Genomic DNA, 21,487 nt, shown 5'->3' with positions numbered 1-21,487 from the left:
TGGATTTAGGAAGTTTTAAAAAACTATTGAATATGTTTTATGATTTTTCGTATGTCAATAGCTTTTATTTTTTTTGCTGGATTTCCTGCAATCATAATACCTTCTTCTTCAAAAGATTTATGAACAACTGCATTGGCACCTATAGCACAGTTATTTGCAATTTTTATATTGCCATAAATTTTTGCTCCTGGTGCTATATATATATTATCACCTAACTGCGGAGCTTCTTTTTTACCACCAGATGCACCAATATTTACACCAGCATGCATACGACAATTTGCACCTATTGATGATGCAGAATTGACGACTATAGTACCGTAATGTACAATTGAAAGTCCCGGTCCAAATACATTAATAGGAATTGAAAAGCCAAGTTTTATAGATATTTTTTTGAATCTGTATCTTAAATAATAACAATAGATTTTATTTAATCCTTTGTTTTTACAATTTGTATAATATTCTAACTTTCTCAGCGATTTTTGAAACGTCCATATAGGATTTGGCGAGATAAAATTAATTAGCTTACTCTCAAGACTCGAGGATTTGACTCCTAGAGCAACTTTATCTTTATTAAGATAGTCTTTATAATCAGATTTAGATTTAATCATTTATTGGCCTTTTCCTTTTAAGTATTCATTCAACCCAATCGTAACTTGATTGGCTACTTGTTCGTGTCCATAGCATGTCCAATGAGAATCGTAATCAAATGTCCATGATTTATTATCCTTACTAGAGTCTAATACGATAGTTCTAAATCCATGTTCTTTGGCCAACTTTATAAAATAGTCGTTGGTTTTGGGGTGAAAAATTAAAGTTTTGTTTGATGTTTTATAATTAATTTTTATGTACTTAAATAATTCTAAAATTTCATTTTTAAACTTTAATGCTTTATCAAACTCTGGTTCTTTTATTTCATTTTCTTTTTTCTCTTTTGAAAAATTAATAGGATATCTGTTATAAAAATAGTAGAGTAATTTCCAATTGTATAGAACTTTTTTTAATCCTGGTGATTTCATTTCACCATATATTATCTGATCTTTTTCTAAGTTGAGTTGAGTAATATCTCTCATTTTTTTAATCTCGGTAATACTCTCATAGAAATCATTATCATTAACATAGATTAAGGTTTGTACAGGCTGTAGTGTGTCTAAATGTTTACTGATTTCCATTGCCTCAATAAAAGATACACCAGACCTTCCTGCTTCCATGAAATTGTAGTCCGACATTCTTTTCTTTAATAGAGGAGCCTGATGACACTCGTTAGGATTCATGAAATTTTCGATATAAGAGTCGCCAATAATGGTTATTAAATTATCAAAAGATGAGGGTAAATCACCTGGCCAGCCTAATTCGTTAATCTTCCATTTATGGTCACCACCTTTCCAATAACCTGTTTGATTTGTAAAGTATTTTTGAATACCTGTATTATCTATTGTTCTTCTTGGTATATCAGAAACAGCATGAGTAAACCTTACTACAAATTCACCTACTATTAATAATAATAGAAAAAATAAAACACAGTTTTTAATAAACTTTTTCATCAAACTTAGAATTGAAAGTAAATGAATTCTTGCTGCTCGCCAGTAAAGCTAAATATTAATACAACCAGTAAGAAATAGAAGCACCATCGAACCGGGCGTTTCATAAAATCAACTTTTTCAATAGCATATTCGCCAGACCTTCCTAGCCACTCTATAAACGTAAAGAAAGCTACTAATCCTAAAATTGTAAATGGTAAGATTTCAGGTGTAGTAAATAATGATGTTGTAAACATATCTTTAATGTATACAAATGCATTTGTTACATTATCTGCTCTAAAAAATATCCACGCAATTAAGGTTATAAAAAATGTTGTTGCCATTTGAAATACCTCCCTTATTGTTGGTAAATATTTTCCTTCTGCAACAAGGTTGGTGTTTACTCTATTCTTATTTAAAAGAAGGAGAGGTAAGAAATATATGGCATTTAATGCACCCCAAACTACAAAAGTCCAATTGGCACCATGCCAAAATCCGCTTACAATAAAAATTATGAATGTATTTCGGACCTTCATCTTTGTGCCACCTCTACTACCACCTAACGGAATGTATAAGTAATCTCTAAACCATGTTGACAAGGAAATGTGCCAACGTCTCCAAAATTCTGCAATATCCCTTGAGAAGTAAGGAAAAGCAAAGTTCCGTTTTAGGTTAAAACCAAATAGACGCGAAATACCAATAGCTATATCTGAATACCCGGAAAAATCACCATAAATTTGAAAAGCAAAGAAAAATGCTCCCATAAGAAGTGTACTGCCAGAATAATCCTCTTGATTATTGAAAATCATATTGGCATAAGTTGCACAATTATCAGCAATTACAACTTTTTTGAATAATCCCCAAAGTGCTTGGCGTAACCCATCAACAGCATTCTTATAAACAAATTCTCTTTTTACATGAAATTGTGGTAATAGGTTAGTGGCTCTTTCAATAGGTCCGGCAACTAACTGAGGAAAAAAGCTAACAAAAGCCATAAAAGCCAGAAAATCTTTGGTTGGCTCTAATTTTTTATTGTAAACATCTATGGTATAGCTTAAAGTTTGAAAAGTATAAAAACTTATACCTACTGGAAGAATAATGTTTAATGTGTTAATGCTTAGTTCACTACCAAAAAAGGTAAAGGAGTCAACAAGACTATCAACAAAGAAGTTGTAGTACTTAAAGAAACCAAGGAAACCTAGATTTACACAAATACTAACCCATAATAAGGCCTTGCGTTTGGATGGTTTATCCTCGGATTTAAGCTTTAGACCTATAGTATAATCTACTAAAGAGCTAAACAAAATCAAAAACAAAAATCTCCAATCCCACCAACCATAGAACACATAGCTAGCTATGGCAATCAAAAGGTTTTGTTGTTTAATGCGCTTATTACCAATGAGCCAGTATATAGTGAATACTATTGGTAAGAAGATGAAAAATTCTATTGAATTAAATAGCATAATTGTTATTAATTAGTTTGATTGGTTTTTTATAATATCAGAGAGTTGAAGACTAATTTTATTAGCGCCTGTTAGGTTAGCATGGTGATAATCTGAAAAGTCTTCATCTCTATATTTAAATATATTAGCTTTATAATGATTTAAATCGTAGTACTTAACATCTTTAATGTTTTTAAAATAGTTTTTATAAAAACTTTCTTCATCTGTATTATCATCTAATTTAAGTCGAGTAGGAGGATAAGGAGTTCTTAAAACTATTAGTTTAATTCCTTTAGATTTGGTTAACTCGTCTATCTTATTAAAATAAGTATTAAATCGCTCTTTATTAAAAGATGTATTATCAAAATTGGGCACTGGACTTAAAGCAGCTATTTTCTTTTTAGTAATAATTAACGTGTCTCTTAAATATCCTTTATACCAATCGGTCTCAGGTGCTTTTTGAGCAGCGTTAGAAAAAAGAGTTCTAATATCTTGTTTTATGTAATTATTAAACTTCATTAATGGTATGAGATAGTTAGCTATTCCGTTACTTCCATAACCATTAGTAATTAATTCAAATTTATTTGATGAAGATTTGAAAAAAGAAGCATTTGAAAAAATCTGATAATAATCGTGTACATCGTCAGATAGATCAAAGTATGTTTCAAGAACTATGTATTTAGGATTTTGATGATTTAATATTTCAATTAAAGAATGATAGGACTCTGCTATATCTTGTGCAGAAGTTCCCATATTAAATGATTTTAGTTTTAATACAGAGTCTATGACTTTTGGATTAAAACCAGTATACGATCTACTTGATCCTAAAATTATTAAATCGTAATTGTTTTTATTTTCATAGATACTATTCCACTTTAAGTAATTTTTGTGGGTTTTTTCTTTTATAGCTTTATATGCTGGATACTCGTACTTTAATACAATTAAAAGATTGATTAGCACAAAGAAAAAGAAACCATAGGTTATATGTTTCAGAAATTTTTTCATCTAAAACAATTGAATATGAGTCTTATAACAGACTAATTTTACTTGGGAAATAACTATTCGCATTTCGCTTTTAGATTTGGGTTGATTACGTTACAAATATGATTAACAATGTCAAAAAATCAAAATTATTCCTTTAACTGTCAAGTAATTACTTTTATCTGCAATAACAGTTACTATTAATCGGATAATTGGTGATTTTTCATTTCCATAGCAAGTATTTTCTTCCATTCAAGGTAGCCTTTTCCATTGAGGTGAATTCCATCTGTGGTGTAAGAATCTTTGAGATTTTTATTTGCGGAAAGTGTATTGTTTAAGTCTAAATATTTTACATTAAGTGATTTGCTTAATTGAATAAGTCTTGAATTCAGACTATACACTTTATTATTTATAGAATTTGCATTTTCATAACTCTCAGAAACAAAGAGGGTGCTTTGGATTATTGGAATAATATTCTCGGCTTTTAAAGTAAGAACTATGTCTTCATAATTAGCAAGAATTTCATCAACCTTTATGTTGAAAAGAATATCATTTATACCACCCATAATAAAACAATATTTGGGTTTTAAATTGGTAACATGATTTAGTCTGTCTTTAAAACCAGCAGTAACATCTATACCAATACCGCGATTAATAATGTCTGTTCTATTTAATAACTCGTTCCAATTAACATATTGAGTTATTGAGTTACCAAGCATTACGTAATTACATTGCTTTTTTGAGTATACCTTGTATAAGTCTAATTGTCGTTTATATTCTCTGTTTGATTTATAATTGTGATTACTGTCTTTGAATAGGATTAATCCTAACTTACTTAAGTAGTCGTTTCTTACAACTATGACAGCGAGAAGTATTAGTAATATAACATTTAATACTTTATGATTGATTTTAAACATCAGGAATTAAAATTGGTTTAAAATTTCACTCTTCAATTTGTGTTACATCCTCCACCTCGCTGTCTTGAGCAAAATCTATTTTATACCCAATGTACATAAAAAAGGCTATCAAATATGGTTGGTTAATTATAGTTTGGAGACTAAGCATAAATATGCACATAGCAATTAAAAGAGGTAAAACAAAGAATCTAGTTTCAGTGGAAGATTTTATGGCCCTAACAAAGTAAGTAAAGAGCATTCCTAAGAAAAACAAAAGGACAAATAAACCAGCATCTGCCCAAACACCTATAATTGTATTATGACCGTGTTTTGAAATTGCAAAATCTACACCATTACCAAAAAAAGGATTTTCGTATACGTAAGTTAAAAGTTTCGCAACCAACTCATTTCGCCCAGAATCATCAACCTTATCAAAATTGAGAGATACTATATTAACAATGTTATTTATTTTATCACGCTGCTGCCCAACCAAATCTAGGTCTGCTGTTAAGTTGTTTAAGTTGAGTAAAAATATATAGAGTACAGGTATTAATATAATTCCTATGAGAAGTCGTATGCCTTTAAAAAAGTTGTGGTTTAACATTACCAATGATACAATAAGTACCATGAAGCCTGTATTTGAAAAAGTTACAAATAAGCTATAAAACATGGCAAATAATAATGCTAATTTTAAAATAAAAAGCATTTTATTTTTTGGCTGAAAAACCTTGTAGACAAAAACAAAAGCTATTATTGAAGTTAAGGCCATGTTATTTGCATCTCCGTAAACTCCTTGTGCCCTGTCTACGGTGTATATATGTACGCCACCTTTATCTAAATCAAAGTTTATATTATACCAATGAATACATAATAGACAAACGATTATAAGACATATAAATGCTACCTTTTCAAATAAAACTCTATTTTCTTCAAAACTTAGGTAGTAGTAGAAACCAACAACATAAAATAAAGGGATAATGCTGACAATTATATTAGCAGGATGATCGTGAATAATACCAGCTGTCATACCAATTGTAAAATAAAGTATGAAAAAAATTATCCACATTTTAGCTGTTCTAGAGAATTCCCCATGATTTTTAAACAAAAGGACAACACCTAAAACGAGCAGGCCTAAATTTGCATAAGCCATTATCTGAGCATATACATCATATACTAAGATACTTATTAAAACCTGTGCATTAAATAAAGTAAAAACAAAAGGTAACAGAAAACAGATATGTATTAATGTCTTTAGTTTCACATTAAAAGCTTTTTATAATTTTCATATACCTATCATATATTGAGGATATATCATACCTGTCTAACGATTCTGTGGCAGATTTTGCTAATTTATTTCTTTTATCTGGGTTATTAATAAGATCCTCTAATTTTAGAGACATTTCTTCAATATTTTGATCTTCAACTAAAATTCCGTTTGTTTCATTTTCAATAATTTCTGAGGGACCAGTTTTACAATCATAAGAAATACAAACCAAACCTTGAGACATGGCTTCTATAAGTACCATTGGTAATCCTTCCCAACGAGACGTCATAATGTAAATATCTGATTTTTTCATTATATCAGATACCTCTGTTGAAAATCCAGTAAATATAACTTTGTCTTGTATATTATGCTCATCTACAAGTGCCTTTAAAAAGTTAGTTCCTTTGGTTCCACCACCTACCAACTTAAGCTTCCAATCCTTGTGTTTCTTTAGGATAGGTGCTATCAATTTAATAAGATTATCAAATCCTTTATGATGATATCTATTTAAAGCACCAACAGCTAAAATGATTTTATCTCTTTTTCTTATTTCTTCTTCATAGATATCAAATGTGCATGGATTTGGCATTACATAAGTGTCTACACCTAATTTATCGTAGTGAATTTTATCAAAATGAGTTAATACGGTTAGTTTATTGGCTAATCTATAAAAATATTTTCTTGTCATTCGTCCTATGCGATCAGTCTCTTTCAGGTGGTTGTTATGCTCTGATGCGATAACCTTTATTCTATATAGCTTGCTAACTAGTATACCTATTAAGTTAGTTTGAATCATAAATGAAATAAGCACATCTGGTCTGTTTTTCTTTTTAGAATAGTACTTTGTAAGATTAACCAAACTCCTTACCATATGATTCTTAATCTTTCCGCCATGTAATCTTGCTCTTGTGATTTCTGGATCTGGCTTCCATATCTCGGGTTCGTTAAAAGTTATTATCGTAACATCATGCCCTTGTTTTTTAAAAAAATTTGCAAGTAAAACAAGAACTCTTTCCGCTCCACCTGGAACTAAAGAATTGACTAGAAAATCAATTTTCATAAACTTAATTTTTTAAATTGTTTATAAGTAAAACCAAAATAGAAAAAACTACTAATAATTAATACCAATGTTGTGCTAAATGCCAGTCCATAAACATCATAGTATTTTATTAATATTATGTTTAAAATAACATTGACTACTAAATTGAGTAGTGACACCCAAGCCATAAATTTATTTTTATTTATGCTTGTTAAGAATTTAACTATTATTCTGGTACACAAATAAAAAGGTACATTAATGAGAAGAATTTGCTGAATTCTAGATACCTTAATAGTATCTTCTGCAGTAAATTCATCACGTTCTAACCACAATTCTATAATTGAATCAGAAAATAAGATAAGAATGACTACTACTATAATACCTGAGAAAAAAATCATTTTTAAGGTCTTAAAAAGATGGCTGTATGCCATTTTTAAGTCTTCATTGACTAGTCTTGAAAAATGTGGTAAAAGAACGCTCCCAAATGCCATAATAACAATTGTGACACCAAAAGCAGGAAACCTATTGCCGTAATTTAAAGCAGCAATAGAGCCTATAGCTAGTTGACCAGCAAAAAACTGATCGATAAAATTATTCATAGCAGATAAAAAACTTGAAGAAATTTTTGGCGGCAATTGATTCACCATTTCCCAAGAGTTTTTGTTCATTACCGGCTTGCCTATGTATATAACTTTATGGTGTAATCCAAATAATAGAATAAATATAAAACTAATGATACTCCCAAAGAGACTACCATAAGCCAGAACCATATCTCCAAAGTAAGACTTGAAGTACAACAAGCATAAAATTACAGTAAGGATAGGGAAGACACCTTGAATTGTTGATACCAAAAATTTATTGCTAATTTCTAAAAGACCAGATATGACAGAAGTAAATCCCCATAATGCTAAACAAGGTAAAATGATGAAAAGTTGCTTTTTTACTTGTAAATAATATTCTACGGATTTGTTAGGAAACACCTCTTCAAGAAATAAATCAATAACAAAATATGCTAAAAGTGTTGAGAATAGAGCTACAGCAAATGCCATTAAAAAAACGATACTCTGAAAACCAGCAATGTTACCCTTATTCTTTAACTCTACAATGTAATTTGGAATAAACAGGTTTGTTAATGAGTTAAGAAATACACTTTGAATAAAAGAGGGTATAAGTAAGGCAACTAAAAATGTATCTAGATCGAATCCTAAACCAAATTTACTGGCAATAATTGTTTCTTTATAAAAGGCCAAAACCTTTATAAAAAGTGTAACTAAGGCTACAATAATTACATTTCTTACTAAAGGACTTTTTAGCTTTGAAACTAAACTAGAAATTAATGATTTTATATTTATAGAAGCCATTTCTGTTTATTTGTAAGCTATTTGATTTTTCTTTAAGTGTTATAGTTATATGAGAATTATCTAAAATATATGTTGTCTAAAAATTGATAATGATGTTAATTACCGTTTTAGGATTTAAGGTATTTAATTTCTTAATTGAAATATTGATTTGGAATTGATGCATCTTGTAATTTTTAGCAATTAGCTTGTGGGCTCTGTCTTTAGTCTTATATTATTTAAAACTTTGCTACTGGTTAGCTTATTTCTTATTGATCTACTTAGAGGCTTTTCGATAAATTTATGGATTAAATATGAGGCATATATCATAAGAATCAAAACTATGCTAAGCAATAACCATTTGTTCATTGATTTTCCGAGTGTATTAAATATTATGAAACCTATATTTTGATGTATTAAATACAAAGGGTAGGTTAGTATACCGAAATAGTAAAATATTCTTTTATTCAAAAACATTAACTTACCATAGCTTATTAAAAACATGAGGATGAAAAATGCTGTGATAAGAATAGCAACTACGTTCTCATCGTATGCATTATCATATCTTAGATTCCTGTCTTGTACCTTACCTACAGCGTATAATATTGCAACTACGTAGGAAATAAGTATAGGAATTATATTGAAAATTGATCTTTTTCCAGTTTTGATTAAAAAGAAAAACATTCCTGCAACAAAGTATGCACTATACTTTGCAAAAGTTGCATAGTAAATAACTTTTAGTAATGTAGGCGCATCTTTAAAAGGAATTATTAATTGAGCAATAGCGAAGAATAATAAAATGTAAGCAAAAAGTTTGATATGCTTCATCAATCTAAATAGTAATATCAAACCTATTAATATATAAAATTTGAGTTCTATTAATAATGACCAATACACTCCATCTACATATTCAATACCAAAAAAGCCATTTAACATGGTTAGATTAAATAAAACCTGTGGTAAGGTTACTTTAAAAATATTTCCATCAAAGAAATAAACTACTAACGCTGTTAGAATTACACAAAACCAATAAGCTGGATATAAACGTGTTATTCTTGAAATCATAAAGTCTATAAAACTAGATTTACTTACAGATAAAAGAATTACAAAACCACTTATTATAAAAAACAAATCAACACCTAAGTAACCGTATTTAGAAAAGCTTTCTAACTCTGGGAATTGTAATATAGAGAAATTATCCTTTGCATAGCCTCTATATCCATAATGATATAGCACAACATATAAAGCAGCAAAAAAACGAATTAAATCTAAGTGATATAATCTACTTTTCTTTTCTTTTTTGGTTGAATCCATAAGCAGGTTAATTTTGCGTAAATATGCATAAAAGAGAAATAAATGCCATTTTTTTGGGTTGACATTACAGATAAATTCGTTTATGTAATAAAATGAGCAAGTTATAGTTTGTTTTTCACCTTTACTTTACTCTTTAATACGATAAAGAGTTCAATGAACAAAAAACTTTTTTTATATAATTAAAATATCGCATATTTGAATTTCTTCAATTATTTAATTACAAAAGCTTTTACCTCAATACTTTATTATAATGATGAATCGCAAATTGAAAATAGGATTATTAGTAGACAGTGACAATATTCCTAATTGGGCATATAAAATGCTTGAAATATTAAACTCTTCAGATTATGCTGAAATATCCCTTATAATAAAGAATGGTAGTACTAGTAATAATAAGAAGTCTAAGTTTAGAACAATTTATGAACTGAGAAAAAAGCTAGTATGGATTTTATATAACAAAATAGATTCTAAATTATTTAAAGTTACACCAGATGCTTTTAAGTCTAAAAAAGTTAAAGAACTGGTTAGTTGTGACGAAATTGTTGTTGTTCCTAAACAGAAAAAGTTTAGTGATTATATTATAGAAGATGATATTGCTGAAATAAAAAAATATGATCTGGATATTTTAATAAGATTAGGATTTAGAATATTACGAGGAGATATACTGAAAATAGCTAGATATGGTATTTGGTCATATCATCATGGTGATAATACTGTAAACAGAGGTGGACCTGCAGGTACTTGGGAGGTATTTGAAAATTGGGATGTGACAGGTGTAATACTACAGATTTTATCAGAAGATTTAGATGGAGGATTAAAGTTGTCAGATTCATTTAGTTCTACAGAAAAATTAAGTGTCAAACGAAATAAAAACAAATATTATTGGAAGGCGTTAAATATGATGCCTAGAAAATTAAAAGAGTTACATACGTTAGGTCCAGATGAGTTCTTTAATAGTCTAGATAAGTCTGAAGATTTGGATTTTTATAGTAATAGATTGTTTTTAACACCAACAAATTTACAAGTTCTAAAGGCTATGGGAGTTATTGCCAAAAGAAAGATTAACTCTCTTTTCTATAATTCATTTTATTTTAATCAATGGATACTACTTTTTAAATTCAATTCTAAACAAGAGTGGTCTAAATCATTTTTTAGATTTAAAAAGATAGTGCCACCTAAGGACAGGTTTTGGGCAGATCCATTTATTGTTGAAAAAGACAATAAGTATTATCTTTTTATAGAAGAATTAATATATAAAGAAGGTTTAGGTAAAATATCTGTAATGGAATTAGATCAAAAAGGTAATTATACAAAGCCTAAAACTATTATAGAAAACGATTACCACATGTCTTATCCCTTTATTATTGAAGAGGATGGTAAATTATATTTAATTCCTGAAACTGCAGCTAACAATAGTGTGGATATTTATGAATGTATTGAATTTCCTTATAAATGGAGCTTTAAGCAAACGCTTATGAAAGGAATTCATGCTGTGGATTCTACTATATTGAAACATGATAATAAGTATTGGTTATTTTGTAATGTAAAAGAAAATAATGGTGCTTCTTCTCTTGACGAATTATTTTTATTTTATTCAGACAGTTTACTAACCGATGAGTGGATAAGTCATCCTAAGAACCCAATAGTTTCTGATGTTAGAAGATCTCGTCCTGCTGGTAATATCTTTAGAGATGAAAAAAATAATTTATACAGACCTTCACAAGACTGTGCAAAAAGATATGGACACAGTATGAAAATTAATAAAATAGAAGTCTTAACAACTAATGATTATTCTGAGAAAACCGTAAATAGCATTTTACCAAATTGGGATAAAAAATTACTTGCCTGTCATTCCATTAATAAACAAAGTAAACTTACAATTATTGATGGTCTTTTAAAAAGACGACGTTTTTGATAACATGTTAATAAAAGTTTATTAACCTGACGTCCAACAACCTACTTCTGGTCGTATATTGTGCAAATAAATTAGATTAATAGCACATTGGTAGGTTTATACTTACAAATATAATCTTTTTATCGAATAGTTTAGCTTTTTGACGTTAAATCTTATTCTGTTAAATATATTTGGATTTATAATAAACCTACTTAGATTTTAAATTGCCCCCAAAATGAAAGAACTAAGAGCAAGAACCTTATGTGGATTAAATTCCGCACTCCTTTTTATTTTATTAACATTTAGTTTTCAGAATACTTTTGCCCAACAATTAGCATTTCCATCCGCTAAAGGTGCAGGTGCATATGCAACTGGTGGTCGCGGAGGACAAGTAATACATGTAACAACATTAGATTGGGATGCTCCAGGAGGACTTAAAGAAGCCATTCAAACTCAAGGACCAAGAACAATAGTTTTTGACGTTAGCGGTGAAATTGATGCAACCCAAGAAGGAGCTTTTGCAGTAATAATAAATGGTAGTAATTATGACGATATGACTATTGCGGGTCAAACAGCACCAGAAGGTGGAATTACTATTAAAACTTCATACCTAATGTTCCAAGATGTTGATAATGTAATTATACGTTATGTTAGATTTAGAAATGAAGGTATTGTTATTCAAGTGGGCACAAGTCAATATTTGCCTGATAGTTTTAAATACTTAGGTGGTACCGATATAATCTTTGACCATTGTACGTTTAGCCACGGAATGGATCAATCTGCGACTTGGGGAAATACTTCTGGAACAATGGGGAATGTTACGATTCAAAACTGCTTTTTTCAAGATAGCAAAACTGGAAGTATCTTAGGAGTTGATGAAGTTGAAGGCGACTTTACTTTTATAAATAATGTATATAGTAGTATTTCTCACAGATTTCCTAATCCTAAAGGTAATGGACAATACGATATTATCAATAATGTAGTATATAATTGGAGAACTAGATTAATAAGAATTACTCATGAAGGAACTTATAACGTAATGAATAATTATTATAAACCTTCAGTAGGTGGTCTTAGAAGTAACGCATGGTATGGTGATGGAGTTATATCTGCTAATACTTTACAAAAGCTTCAAGCAAAAATAAATAAAAGTCCTTTAATTTATACTTCAGGAAATATAGTAACAGGTCAAAGAGAGACACCACAAAGCGATGATAGAGATATGTGGGTTTATTTTACTGCAAGTGATGCTCCTTATACACCTAATACACCTGTTGGTGACCAATTTTTTACAAGTACTCAATTTCCTTTAGTTGGGGAAAACTTTACAATAGAGACCGCAAACGATGCTTACAATAACGTTGTTGTAGGTGGAGATTTAGGTGCTTATAAAACACTAAATGCAGATGGTTCAATAAATATATATCGAGACTCTAAAGATACAGGTGATTTAAATATGATTATTAATGATACCTATAACGGATCTTTTTTTGATGACATAAGTAGTATACCACATCCAACATTGCCTACAAATACTAGACCTACTGGATACGATACTGATAATGATGGTATGCCAGATGCTTGGGAAACCGCAAATGGTTTAAATCCAAATGTAGCAGATAATAATGGTAATGATTTAGATGCAGGTTATACTAATTTAGAAGTATTTTTAAATCAAGTAGATGGGGCAATTGTTCCAGTTGAAGAGCCTGAAATTATCTTACTAGGTGATGAAGTAGTTGATGTTATTGTAAATAGCGGTGCTTATACTGATGAAGGAGCTACTGCCTTTGACCAACAGGATGGTGATATTACTTCGAGTATAGTTGTTGGTGGTGATGCCGTAGATACTTCTGGCATTGGTACCTATGTGATAACATATAATGTAAATGACAGTGAAGGTAATGCTGCTGAAGAGGTTACAAGAATAGTTAATGTTAGTCCAGAAGTTAATGTTACAGGTGTTTTGGTAACACCAGAAACAGTTACTACAAATGTTAGTGAAACATTAACTTTAAATGTTGAGATTCTACCTAATGATGCTACGGATCAAACAGGCTTCTGGTCAAGTTCTGATGATAACATTGCTACAGTTGACGCAAATACGGGTCTTGTAACCGCAATCTCAGAAGGGGTAGTAGATATTACTTTCACATCCAACGATGGTGGCTTTACCGATAGTTCAACCATAACCGTTGAGTCATTACTATTACCATTACCTCCAGTGCTGGTAAGTGCTATTCTTAGTGGTGATGATTATATTTTAACATTTGAATTAGATACAGGTAGTTTAGAACCACAAGGTGGATTCGATACCATAATAAATGAAGTTGATCAAAACGATAATGCTACTGCTACAAATTATACAAGAACAATTACAGGATTAGATACATCGATAAATCAAACTTTTCAAATCGAAGCAAGATATACACAGTTTGCAGAAGGGGAAATACCGAATCGTTTTCTTAGAAGTAATCAGATAACGGTTTTGCCAGGAGCGTTCGCTGCGAACGCTGGACCAGATCAAACTATCTGCCAAGGCGAGTCCGTTACGCTCTCTGCATCTGGTGGGCAAACCTATTTATGGAGTAATGGTGAAACCACAACTTCAATAGAAGTTAGTCCAACAGTTACAACTACATACACGGTTACTGCTTTTGATGGTTTTGGAAATAGTGATGACGATTCTGTTACTGTAATTGTGAATGATTTACCTATTGCTGCAGCTGGCAATGACCAAACCATTTGTGAAGGTGATTCTGCAATACTTACTGCTAGTGGTGGAGATGAATACTTGTGGAGTACAGGTGAAACTACAGCTTCAATCTCTGTAACACCGAGTTTAGATACTACTTATACCGTTGAAGTAATTTCTAATGGTTGTTCAAGTACAGATGAGGTGACCGTAATGGTTAATAGCTCGCCAATATTAACAATAACTGAAGATTTAACTATTGTTGAAGGTGAAAGTGTACAATTGACAGTTTCTGGTGCAGATACATATCAATGGAGTACTGGTGAAACAAGTGATACTATAGTCATAACTCCAAATTCAACTACAACATATACTGTTTTAGGTACAACAGCAACATGTTCAGCTGAAGCACAGGTAACGGTGACGGTAGAAGAACTTTTAGTTGTATCAGCTGGGCAAGACGAGAATGTTTGTGAAGATTCAGGTTATGAAGTAGTATTAACATGTAGTCCTGGTGATAGTTATTTATGGAGTACAGGGGAAACAACACAAACTATTGTTGTCAGCCCTTTGTCAACAACTACTTATACTGTAACGGTTTCTTCTGGTATACAGGAAGATACAGACGATGTTACTGTTTTTGTAAATCCTAATCCAGATGTTGTGATTCTAAATGGAGATAATGTAGACATTATGAGTGGTGATTTCGTTACATTATCTGCATCTGGCGCAAACACCTATGAATGGAATAATGGCGCAACACAGCCAAATATTGCTGTTAGTCCTTCTCAAACAACAACTTATGAGGTAAGAGGCTACATAGGTGATTGTTACGATGAGAAACAAGTAACAGTCAATGTTATACCAGAGGTAGAAGCATATGCAGGAGAAGATCAAGAGATATGTTTAGGCGATATAGTAACATTAACAGCAACTGGTGGTGATGAATATGTTTGGAGTACAGGCGAAACGACACAGTCTATACAAGTGTCACCAACTGAAACAACTGAATATACAGTAACTGTATTCAATGCTTTAGATTTCGATGAAGACTTCGTAACAGTTTTTGTAGATAATGATTGTAGTGATGATGAAGTAGTTATTGATGAACCTATAGATGGACCTGCTTTAGAATTTGAGTTCTCAGTTTATCCTAATCCTGCTAGCAACTATGTAGATATCAAGCTTTCGGGAAGTGATCAATTAACAGGTTTTTATATATATGATTTAACCGGAAAACTCATTTATCAAAAAAGTGTTGAAAATGAAAGTTTAAGTGTTTCTTCTACTACAAGAGTAGATGTAAGTGGCTTAAGACCAGGTATTTATTTGATAAAATTAGCTGATATTGAACAAGAGTTGTTTAAAAGGCTCATAGTTCGATAAAGAAGTCAGTTTATTAATTAAAAAAATCCAATGCTAGGTATTTAAGTTAACATCAGCATTGGATTTCTTTTTTATTATTTTCCAATAGAAGAGTATTCAAAACCTATCTCAGCCATTTCATCTTTATTAAGTATGTTTCTACCATCAAAAATGAAAGCTGGTTTTTTCATAAGGTCAAAAATCTCTTTCCAATCGTAAGTTTTAAACTCATCCCATTCTGTCATTATAGCAATAGCATGAGCGTCTTTTACAGCTTCATAAGGATCTTCAAAAGTTTCTACTAATGTTTTGTTTTCTTCTTCTGAACGTGTTTGTAAGTAGTTTAAATCAGCATAAACTTTTTTACTCGGCACTTTTGGGTCATATACTGCAATATTAGCTTGTTCACTTAATAAATGGTCAGCTACATATATTGCTGCCGATTCTCTTGTATCGTTTGTGTCTTTCTTAAATGCCCAACCAAGCATAGCAATTTTCTTTCCTGATACAGTGTTATAAAGTGTACTAATCAGATTGTCAGAAAACCTTCTCTTTTGATGATCATTTAATATTATGACTTGTTCCCAATAGTCAGCAACTTCATTTAATCCGTAACTTCTAGCTATATATACTAAATTTAATATGTCTTTTTGAAAACATGATCCACCAAAACCAATTGAAGCATTTAAGAATTTAGAACCAATTCTAGAATCCATACCGATTGCTCTCGCAACTTCGCTCACATCAGCTTCAGTTCTTTCGCAAAGCTCAGAAATAGCATTTATGGAAGAAATACGTTGGGCTAAAAATGCATTAGCTGTTAATTTAGATAATTCTGAAGACCATACATTAGTTCTTAAGATTTGATCTTGAGGTACCCAACTACCATAAATATTAGCTAGAGCCTCTATTGCATCTTCAGATTCACCACCAATTAAAACACGATCTGGATTTAATAAATCTTGAATGGCTGTGCCCTCAGCTAAAAATTCAGGATTTGATAAAATGTCAAATTTTACATTACTTCCTGTATTGTGTAAAATACTCTTAATGGCCTGAGCTGTTCTTACAGGTAATGTAGATTTCTCAACTACAATTTTATCCGTTTTAGCTACGTCTGCAATATTTCTGGCACATAACTCTACATACTTTAAATCTGCAGCCATTCCTTTTCCTTTACCATATGTCTTGGTTGGAGTATTAACTGAAATAAAAATCATTTCAGATTCATCGATGGCTTTATCTATTTCTGTTGAAAAGTGCAGGTTTTTACCTCTGGTTTCAGCAACTATTTCAGCTAATCCAGGTTCATATATTGGTAATTTTGAAACATCTTCATCGTTCCATGCAGCTATTCGTTCTGCATTAATGTCTACGATGGTAACTTGTATGTTTGGATTCATTTTAGCGATTACAGCCATTGTAGGTCCACCTACATATCCAGCTCCAATACAGCAAATTTTAGAAATTTTCATTTTATATTTATGTGTTTGACTCGGGTTAATTTATTTAGCGTCACAAAAGTGTTGGAATTATTTAATTATATACAAATTAATATATCAACGACTAGTTTTTACGATAAACTTCATTTAATTTAAATAGAAATGTTTATTTAATCGTTGCATTACGCTAATGCTATTTATTGTAATATGATTTATACCAATTTACAAACGATTTAACTCCTTCTTTTATAGAGGTGTTAGGCCTATAATCATAGTCCTTTATAAGTTGATCTACGTCTGCCCAGGTTTTTTCTACATCACCTGGTTGTATTGGCATCATATTTTTGTCAGCTTCCTTACCTAAATTAAATTCTATTTCTTTGATAAAATCTAATAATTTTACTGAATTATTATTGCCAATATTATAGACCTTATACAAAGTCTTGTTATCAATGCGTTCATGTGTTGATTTTTCACAAATACGGACGACACCTTCAACAATGTCATCAATATAAGTGAAATCTCGCTCCATTTTTCCGTGGTTAAACACCTTAATAGGTCTATCGTTTATAATAGCATCTGTAAATAAGAACATTGCCATATCAGGTCTTCCCCAAGGTCCGTAAACAGTAAAAAATCTCAAACCAGTGGTAGGAATATTGAATAAATGACTGTATGTGTGAGCCATTAATTCGTTACTCTTTTTTGTGGCTGCATATAGACTTATCGGATGATCAACATTATCGTCTGTTGAAAATGGTATCTTTTCGTTTAGCCCATAAACACTAGAACTACTTGCATATACTAAATGTTTAATATCATTATGTCTACAACACTCAAGAATATTCAAAAAACCAACTAGGTTAGAATCTATATAAGTTTCTGGATTTTCAAGGCTATATCTAACACCAGCTTGTGCAGCAAGATTACAAACAACATCAAATTTTTCTTGTTCAAAAAGTTTTGGTAATGCTTCTCGGTCTTCAAGATTCATTCTTACAAACGAAAATTTATCATTTGTACTTTTACATAAATTATTGAAGTTTTCGGCATCATTTCTTTTAATACCTAATTCTTCTAATCTTAAAAATTTAAGATTAACGTCGTAGTAGTCATTAATATTGTCTAGACCTACAACTTCATGTCCTTTTTCTAATAGTACTTTAGATGTAAAAAAGCCAATGAATCCTGCAGCACCAGTTACAAGTATTTTCATTTTTTGGTAGATTTAAGTTAAGAATCCAAATATTACAATTATATATCTAGATTAGATATTTATACTATGAAACTATAATTTTATTCGTTAATGTAACTCATAACTAATATTTTAGCTATTGAATCACAATTCTCAATACTGAGCTCAATGCCTTTGTCTTTATATATATTATCTATATAATAAATCTTACAAGAATCTAGTTTAGTATTACTCTTCGAAAAATCAACATTTCCATATTTAATTAGATTTACAACCGTTGATGAATCAATGGAATGATCAGTTACAAAATTTGAAACCTCACTTGAATATTGAATAGTTTTTGAGCTTATATTTTTTGTTGTTCTAGCGTTAGGTCCATAATCACAAGAAGCATCTTTACCATTAAGGAAGAACATTAATATAATGAGACCTATAGTAAAACCGCCTAGATAATAAGCTAAGCGTTGAGTAAATTTCATATAATGGGATAAATTAAAAAATTAATAGGTTGGCATCATTATAATCTAAACCGAACCATTCTGCAACGGATCTATTAGTTAAAATACCGTGGTAAAAATACAACCCATTTTTTAATCCTCTATCAAAACGCAAAGCATTTTCTAATCCACCGTGTTCACCAATTTGAAGTAGGTAAGGGGTGAAAATATTACTTATAGACACAGAAGCAGTTCTAGAATATCTAGCAGGTATATTTGGCACACAATAGTGTATTACACCATTGTGCTCAAACGTAGGATGATCGTGAGTTGTTACTTCGCTAGTTTCAAAACAACCTCCCATGTCAATACTTACATCAATAACCACTGAGCCAGGTTTCATATGCTCTACCATAGTCTCTGTAACCACAACAGGCGAACGATTAGTGCCTCTAACAGCACCAATAGCAACATCGCATCGTTTTAATGCTTTTAGTAAATTCTTTGGCTGCATTGTAGATGTATACACAGACCTACCAAGATTGTTTTGTATGCAACGTAATTTGGTTATTGAACTATCAAAGATTTTAATATTTGCACCAAGTCCAATAGCAGAACGTGCAGCAAACTCACCAACAGTACCTGCACCAAGTATAAGAACCTCAGTTGGTGGTACACCATTGATGTTTCCCATCATTAATCCGTTACCACCATTAACGTTAGACAATAGCTCTGATGCTATAAGTATAGACGCAGTGCCTGCAATTTCACTAAGTGATCGCACAGCAGGATAAGCTCCATCTTCGTCTTTTATATATTCAAAAGCAAGTGCTGTGATTCGTTTTTTAGCTAATGCTTCAAAGTAAGCTTTACTTTGAGTTTTTATTTGTAATGCAGAAATTAATATCGTTTGTGGATTAATCAGTGCTATTTCATCTAATGATGGTGGCTCAACTTTTAAAACCATAGGGCAGGAGTATACTTTTGCTGTATCTTTGGTAACTTCCGCACCAGCTTCACTGTAATCCTTGTCTTTAAAATTGGCACCTTCTCCAGCACCGGACTCAAATAAAACGCGATGTCCATTAGCTGTTAATGCCGAAACTGCATCTGGTGTTAGACAAACACGACTTTCTTGAAAATGTGTTTCTTTAGGAATACCAATAAAAAGTTCACCTTTTTGTTTAAAAACTTCTAAAGTTTCTTCTTGTGGTAATAATTGGGCCTTTGTAAATGGTGATAAAGATTTACTCATTAAGTTAGTAATTGACTTAGTTGTTGCAAGATAATAAAACACAAATTTGCATTACTAAATTATCTAACTTTTAAGTTACAAATTAAATTTTAATGAATAAAATAATAACTAAAAATACTGCTTAATCTTACCCCATATGGTCTTTGGCTTCATCATAAACTCTTCTTCCATTTCTTGAAGGGTTTTATCCGCATCATTAATTTTATTGAACATTTTAGCTCTAATCAGATAAATTGAAGGAACGATTATAACTAAAATTGGAAGTAAAACTACAAAGGTACCTTCATCTATATTTCCAGCTTCCGAATTCCAACTATTTACAGCTTGAAACGCAAACATAACAATCGGAACCAGAATTGCGTGGTACCACCAATGACGACATGTAAAAAACCAAATTGATAGTAAAAGTAGTGGGATGAATTTACTGGTATATACCCACATTGCGTATTGGGCTTCTTCCCAAACTCCGCTTTCATAAGTAAACAAAAAAGTGTCCCAAACCTTTGTGGTTGGAACACTTTCATGCAAAGAATATAAAAGTGGCGTAGAAGCTATTATTGTTGCAATTATTGATCCTACAATTGCGCTTCTACTTAAACTTTTTTTATCCGTTTTTGATGAGCTTACGCTTTTTCTTTTCGATTTTCGTAGTAGTTTGTCCATCTAGATCAATAATGTTAGTTGCTTGAACAGTGAATAACATTCCTCCGAAGATAGCAATTGCTAATACTAGTTTTTTAGCTTTCATAATTTAAGGGATTTAATTAATTAATTACTACAAATTTATGGTGATAGTCACCCTTGTAAAAATCAATTGATGTTAAAATCCAAGAAATCATGAGGTTTTAATTACGGTTTTTCCGTAACTCCATAACTCTTTCAGAAAAATGTTTGTTGAAATTTTTTAAAATTTCGGTTCTGTCATAGCGTTATTTTCGGTTAAAAGTTTCTTATTTATAGTTAATTTGAGGGATCTTGTGTTGTTGTCTATCTTAGTAATAGCAATTGTTTGTGTGTTTTCTGGCAATAATTCTTCTATACGATCTGGCCACTCAATAAATAACCAGTTATCACTGTATAGGTAATCTTCTATTCCAAAATTATAGGCTTCTTCAATAGACTCTATTCTATAGAAATCAAAGTGGAAGATTTTATCATTCTGCAATTTATATTCGTTAACTATAGAAAAGGTTGGGCTCGTAGCAACATCATCACTTTTCATAGCTTTTAATAAAGCATTGATTAATGTTGTTTTGCCTGCACCCATTTTACCATCAAACAAAATGACTTTAGAGGTTAAATGTTTTAGTACATCTAAAGCTATAACGTCAATGTCGTTTATATGATATGTTAACTCAATTTTATTCACACTTACCTATTACTAATTAGGATACAATGTTAGTAATAAAATATT

General features: G+C 30.9%; 18 protein-coding genes. 2 read left to right on the top strand and 16 right to left on the bottom strand.

Annotation, left to right across the window (positions count from 1 at the left end; translation table 11 throughout):
- Window positions 1-23: 23 nt before the first annotated feature.
- The 9 genes from ACXAFS_RS06860 to ACXAFS_RS06820 all read right to left on the bottom strand — a co-directional run bounded on the left by ACXAFS_RS06860 (window position 24) and on the right by ACXAFS_RS06820 (window position 9,790).
- Window positions 24-608, bottom strand: a complete 585-nt coding sequence (locus tag ACXAFS_RS06860; RefSeq protein ID WP_475306064.1) for a serine O-acetyltransferase — start codon at window positions 606-608, stop codon at window positions 24-26.
- The gene (locus ACXAFS_RS06855; protein WP_475306063.1) at window positions 609-1,541 is read right to left on the bottom strand and encodes a hypothetical protein; all 933 of its coding nucleotides are present in this window, start codon (window positions 1,539-1,541) and stop codon (window positions 609-611) included.
- 5 nt (window positions 1,542-1,546) lie between these two features.
- Entirely contained in the window at window positions 1,547-2,980 is a 1,434-nt protein-coding gene (locus ACXAFS_RS06850) for an MBOAT family O-acyltransferase (RefSeq protein WP_475306062.1), read from the bottom strand.
- Between the two features lie 12 nt (window positions 2,981-2,992).
- Window positions 2,993-3,964, bottom strand: a complete 972-nt coding sequence (locus ACXAFS_RS06845) for a hypothetical protein (protein WP_475306061.1) — start codon at window positions 3,962-3,964, stop codon at window positions 2,993-2,995.
- 176 nt (window positions 3,965-4,140) lie between these two features.
- Entirely contained in the window at window positions 4,141-4,857 is a 717-nt protein-coding gene (locus ACXAFS_RS06840) for a GDSL-type esterase/lipase family protein (protein ID WP_475306060.1), read from the bottom strand.
- 25 nt (window positions 4,858-4,882) lie between these two features.
- Window positions 4,883-6,097 (bottom strand): O-antigen ligase family protein, encoded by a 1,215-nt coding sequence (locus tag ACXAFS_RS06835; protein ID WP_475306059.1) that lies wholly within the window; start codon window positions 6,095-6,097, stop codon window positions 4,883-4,885.
- Between the two features lies 1 nt (window position 6,098).
- A complete protein-coding gene (locus ACXAFS_RS06830; RefSeq protein WP_294070593.1) occupies window positions 6,099-7,160 on the bottom strand; it encodes a glycosyltransferase family 4 protein in 1,062 nt (353 codons plus the stop codon).
- Window positions 7,157-8,500: a murein biosynthesis integral membrane protein MurJ gene (murJ, locus tag ACXAFS_RS06825; protein WP_475306058.1), complete on the bottom strand. Its 1,344-nt coding sequence runs from the start codon at window positions 8,498-8,500 to the stop codon at window positions 7,157-7,159. Before murJ ends, ACXAFS_RS06830 begins: the two co-directional genes overlap by 4 nt.
- 180 nt (window positions 8,501-8,680) lie before the next feature.
- Entirely contained in the window at window positions 8,681-9,790 is a 1,110-nt protein-coding gene (locus tag ACXAFS_RS06820) for an acyltransferase family protein (RefSeq protein ID WP_475306057.1), read from the bottom strand.
- Window positions 9,791-10,040: 250 nt separating this feature from the next.
- Here ACXAFS_RS06820 and ACXAFS_RS06815 point away from each other — a divergent pair, with 250 nt between their 5' ends.
- Together ACXAFS_RS06815 and ACXAFS_RS06810 are read left to right on the top strand one after the other, a co-directional pair.
- A complete protein-coding gene (locus ACXAFS_RS06815) occupies window positions 10,041-11,705 on the top strand; it encodes a glucosamine inositolphosphorylceramide transferase family protein (protein ID WP_475306056.1) in 1,665 nt (554 codons plus the stop codon).
- A gap of 214 nt (window positions 11,706-11,919) precedes the next feature.
- Window positions 11,920-15,765: an Ig-like domain-containing protein gene (locus ACXAFS_RS06810; protein WP_475306055.1), complete on the top strand. Its 3,846-nt coding sequence runs from the start codon at window positions 11,920-11,922 to the stop codon at window positions 15,763-15,765.
- A 74-nt stretch (window positions 15,766-15,839) separates the two neighbouring features.
- Here ACXAFS_RS06810 and ACXAFS_RS06805 read toward each other — a convergent pair whose 3' ends face one another.
- The 7 genes from ACXAFS_RS06805 to tsaE form a co-directional block, all read right to left on the bottom strand.
- Entirely contained in the window at window positions 15,840-17,219 is a 1,380-nt protein-coding gene (locus ACXAFS_RS06805) for a nucleotide sugar dehydrogenase (RefSeq protein ID WP_475306054.1), read from the bottom strand.
- A 160-nt stretch (window positions 17,220-17,379) separates the two neighbouring features.
- Complete coding sequence (locus ACXAFS_RS06800) at window positions 17,380-18,402, bottom strand: NAD-dependent epimerase (protein ID WP_475306053.1); 1,023 nt, start codon at window positions 18,400-18,402, stop codon at window positions 17,380-17,382.
- An 80-nt stretch (window positions 18,403-18,482) separates the two neighbouring features.
- Window positions 18,483-18,860 (bottom strand): hypothetical protein, encoded by a 378-nt coding sequence (locus ACXAFS_RS06795; protein ID WP_475306052.1) that lies wholly within the window; start codon window positions 18,858-18,860, stop codon window positions 18,483-18,485.
- A gap of 13 nt (window positions 18,861-18,873) precedes the next feature.
- A complete protein-coding gene (locus ACXAFS_RS06790; RefSeq protein ID WP_475306051.1) occupies window positions 18,874-20,073 on the bottom strand; it encodes an alanine dehydrogenase in 1,200 nt (399 codons plus the stop codon).
- A gap of 108 nt (window positions 20,074-20,181) precedes the next feature.
- The gene (locus ACXAFS_RS06785) at window positions 20,182-20,601 is read right to left on the bottom strand and encodes a hypothetical protein (protein WP_475306050.1); all 420 of its coding nucleotides are present in this window, start codon (window positions 20,599-20,601) and stop codon (window positions 20,182-20,184) included.
- A gap of 76 nt (window positions 20,602-20,677) precedes the next feature.
- Window positions 20,678-20,821 (bottom strand): hypothetical protein, encoded by a 144-nt coding sequence (locus ACXAFS_RS06780; protein WP_475306049.1) that lies wholly within the window; start codon window positions 20,819-20,821, stop codon window positions 20,678-20,680.
- 156 nt (window positions 20,822-20,977) lie between these two features.
- Entirely contained in the window at window positions 20,978-21,442 is a 465-nt protein-coding gene (gene tsaE, locus ACXAFS_RS06775) for a tRNA (adenosine(37)-N6)-threonylcarbamoyltransferase complex ATPase subunit type 1 TsaE (protein WP_475306048.1), read from the bottom strand.
- Window positions 21,443-21,487: the final 45 nt, after the last annotated feature.

The sequence above is a fragment of the Winogradskyella sp. ABM4_392 genome (genome assembly GCF_056160445.1).
Note: the sequence above shows the minus strand (reverse complement) of the source record. Positions and strands in the feature narration are given on the sequence as shown.

What these genes read in the sequence shown, in the direction of transcription:
- ACXAFS_RS06855 (WP_475306063.1), bottom strand. Translation starts at nt 1,541, where the DNA reads ATGAAAAAGTTTATTAAAAACTGTGTTTTATTTTTTCTATTATTATTA.
- ACXAFS_RS06805 (WP_475306054.1), bottom strand. Translation starts at nt 17,219, where the DNA reads ATGAAAATTTCTAAAATTTGCTGTATTGGAGCTGGATATGTAGGTGGA.
- ACXAFS_RS06840 (WP_475306060.1), bottom strand. Translation starts at nt 4,857, where the DNA reads ATGTTTAAAATCAATCATAAAGTATTAAATGTTATATTACTAATACTT.
- ACXAFS_RS06790 (WP_475306051.1), bottom strand. Translation starts at nt 20,073, where the DNA reads ATGAGTAAATCTTTATCACCATTTACAAAGGCCCAATTATTACCACAA.
- ACXAFS_RS06820 (WP_475306057.1), bottom strand. Translation starts at nt 9,790, where the DNA reads ATGGATTCAACCAAAAAAGAAAAGAAAAGTAGATTATATCACTTAGAT.
- ACXAFS_RS06850 (WP_475306062.1), bottom strand. Translation starts at nt 2,980, where the DNA reads ATGCTATTTAATTCAATAGAATTTTTCATCTTCTTACCAATAGTATTC.
- ACXAFS_RS06830 (WP_294070593.1), bottom strand. Translation starts at nt 7,160, where the DNA reads ATGAAAATTGATTTTCTAGTCAATTCTTTAGTTCCAGGTGGAGCGGAA.
- ACXAFS_RS06810 (WP_475306055.1), top strand. Translation starts at nt 11,920, where the DNA reads ATGAAAGAACTAAGAGCAAGAACCTTATGTGGATTAAATTCCGCACTC.
- ACXAFS_RS06780 (WP_475306049.1), bottom strand. Translation starts at nt 20,821, where the DNA reads ATGAAAGCTAAAAAACTAGTATTAGCAATTGCTATCTTCGGAGGAATG.
- ACXAFS_RS06815 (WP_475306056.1), top strand. Translation starts at nt 10,041, where the DNA reads ATGATGAATCGCAAATTGAAAATAGGATTATTAGTAGACAGTGACAAT.
- ACXAFS_RS06860 (WP_475306064.1), bottom strand. Translation starts at nt 608, where the DNA reads ATGATTAAATCTAAATCTGATTATAAAGACTATCTTAATAAAGATAAA.
- murJ (WP_475306058.1), bottom strand. Translation starts at nt 8,500, where the DNA reads ATGGCTTCTATAAATATAAAATCATTAATTTCTAGTTTAGTTTCAAAG.
- ACXAFS_RS06845 (WP_475306061.1), bottom strand. Translation starts at nt 3,964, where the DNA reads ATGAAAAAATTTCTGAAACATATAACCTATGGTTTCTTTTTCTTTGTG.
- ACXAFS_RS06795 (WP_475306052.1), bottom strand. Translation starts at nt 18,860, where the DNA reads ATGAAATTTACTCAACGCTTAGCTTATTATCTAGGCGGTTTTACTATA.
- ACXAFS_RS06800 (WP_475306053.1), bottom strand. Translation starts at nt 18,402, where the DNA reads ATGAAAATACTTGTAACTGGTGCTGCAGGATTCATTGGCTTTTTTACA.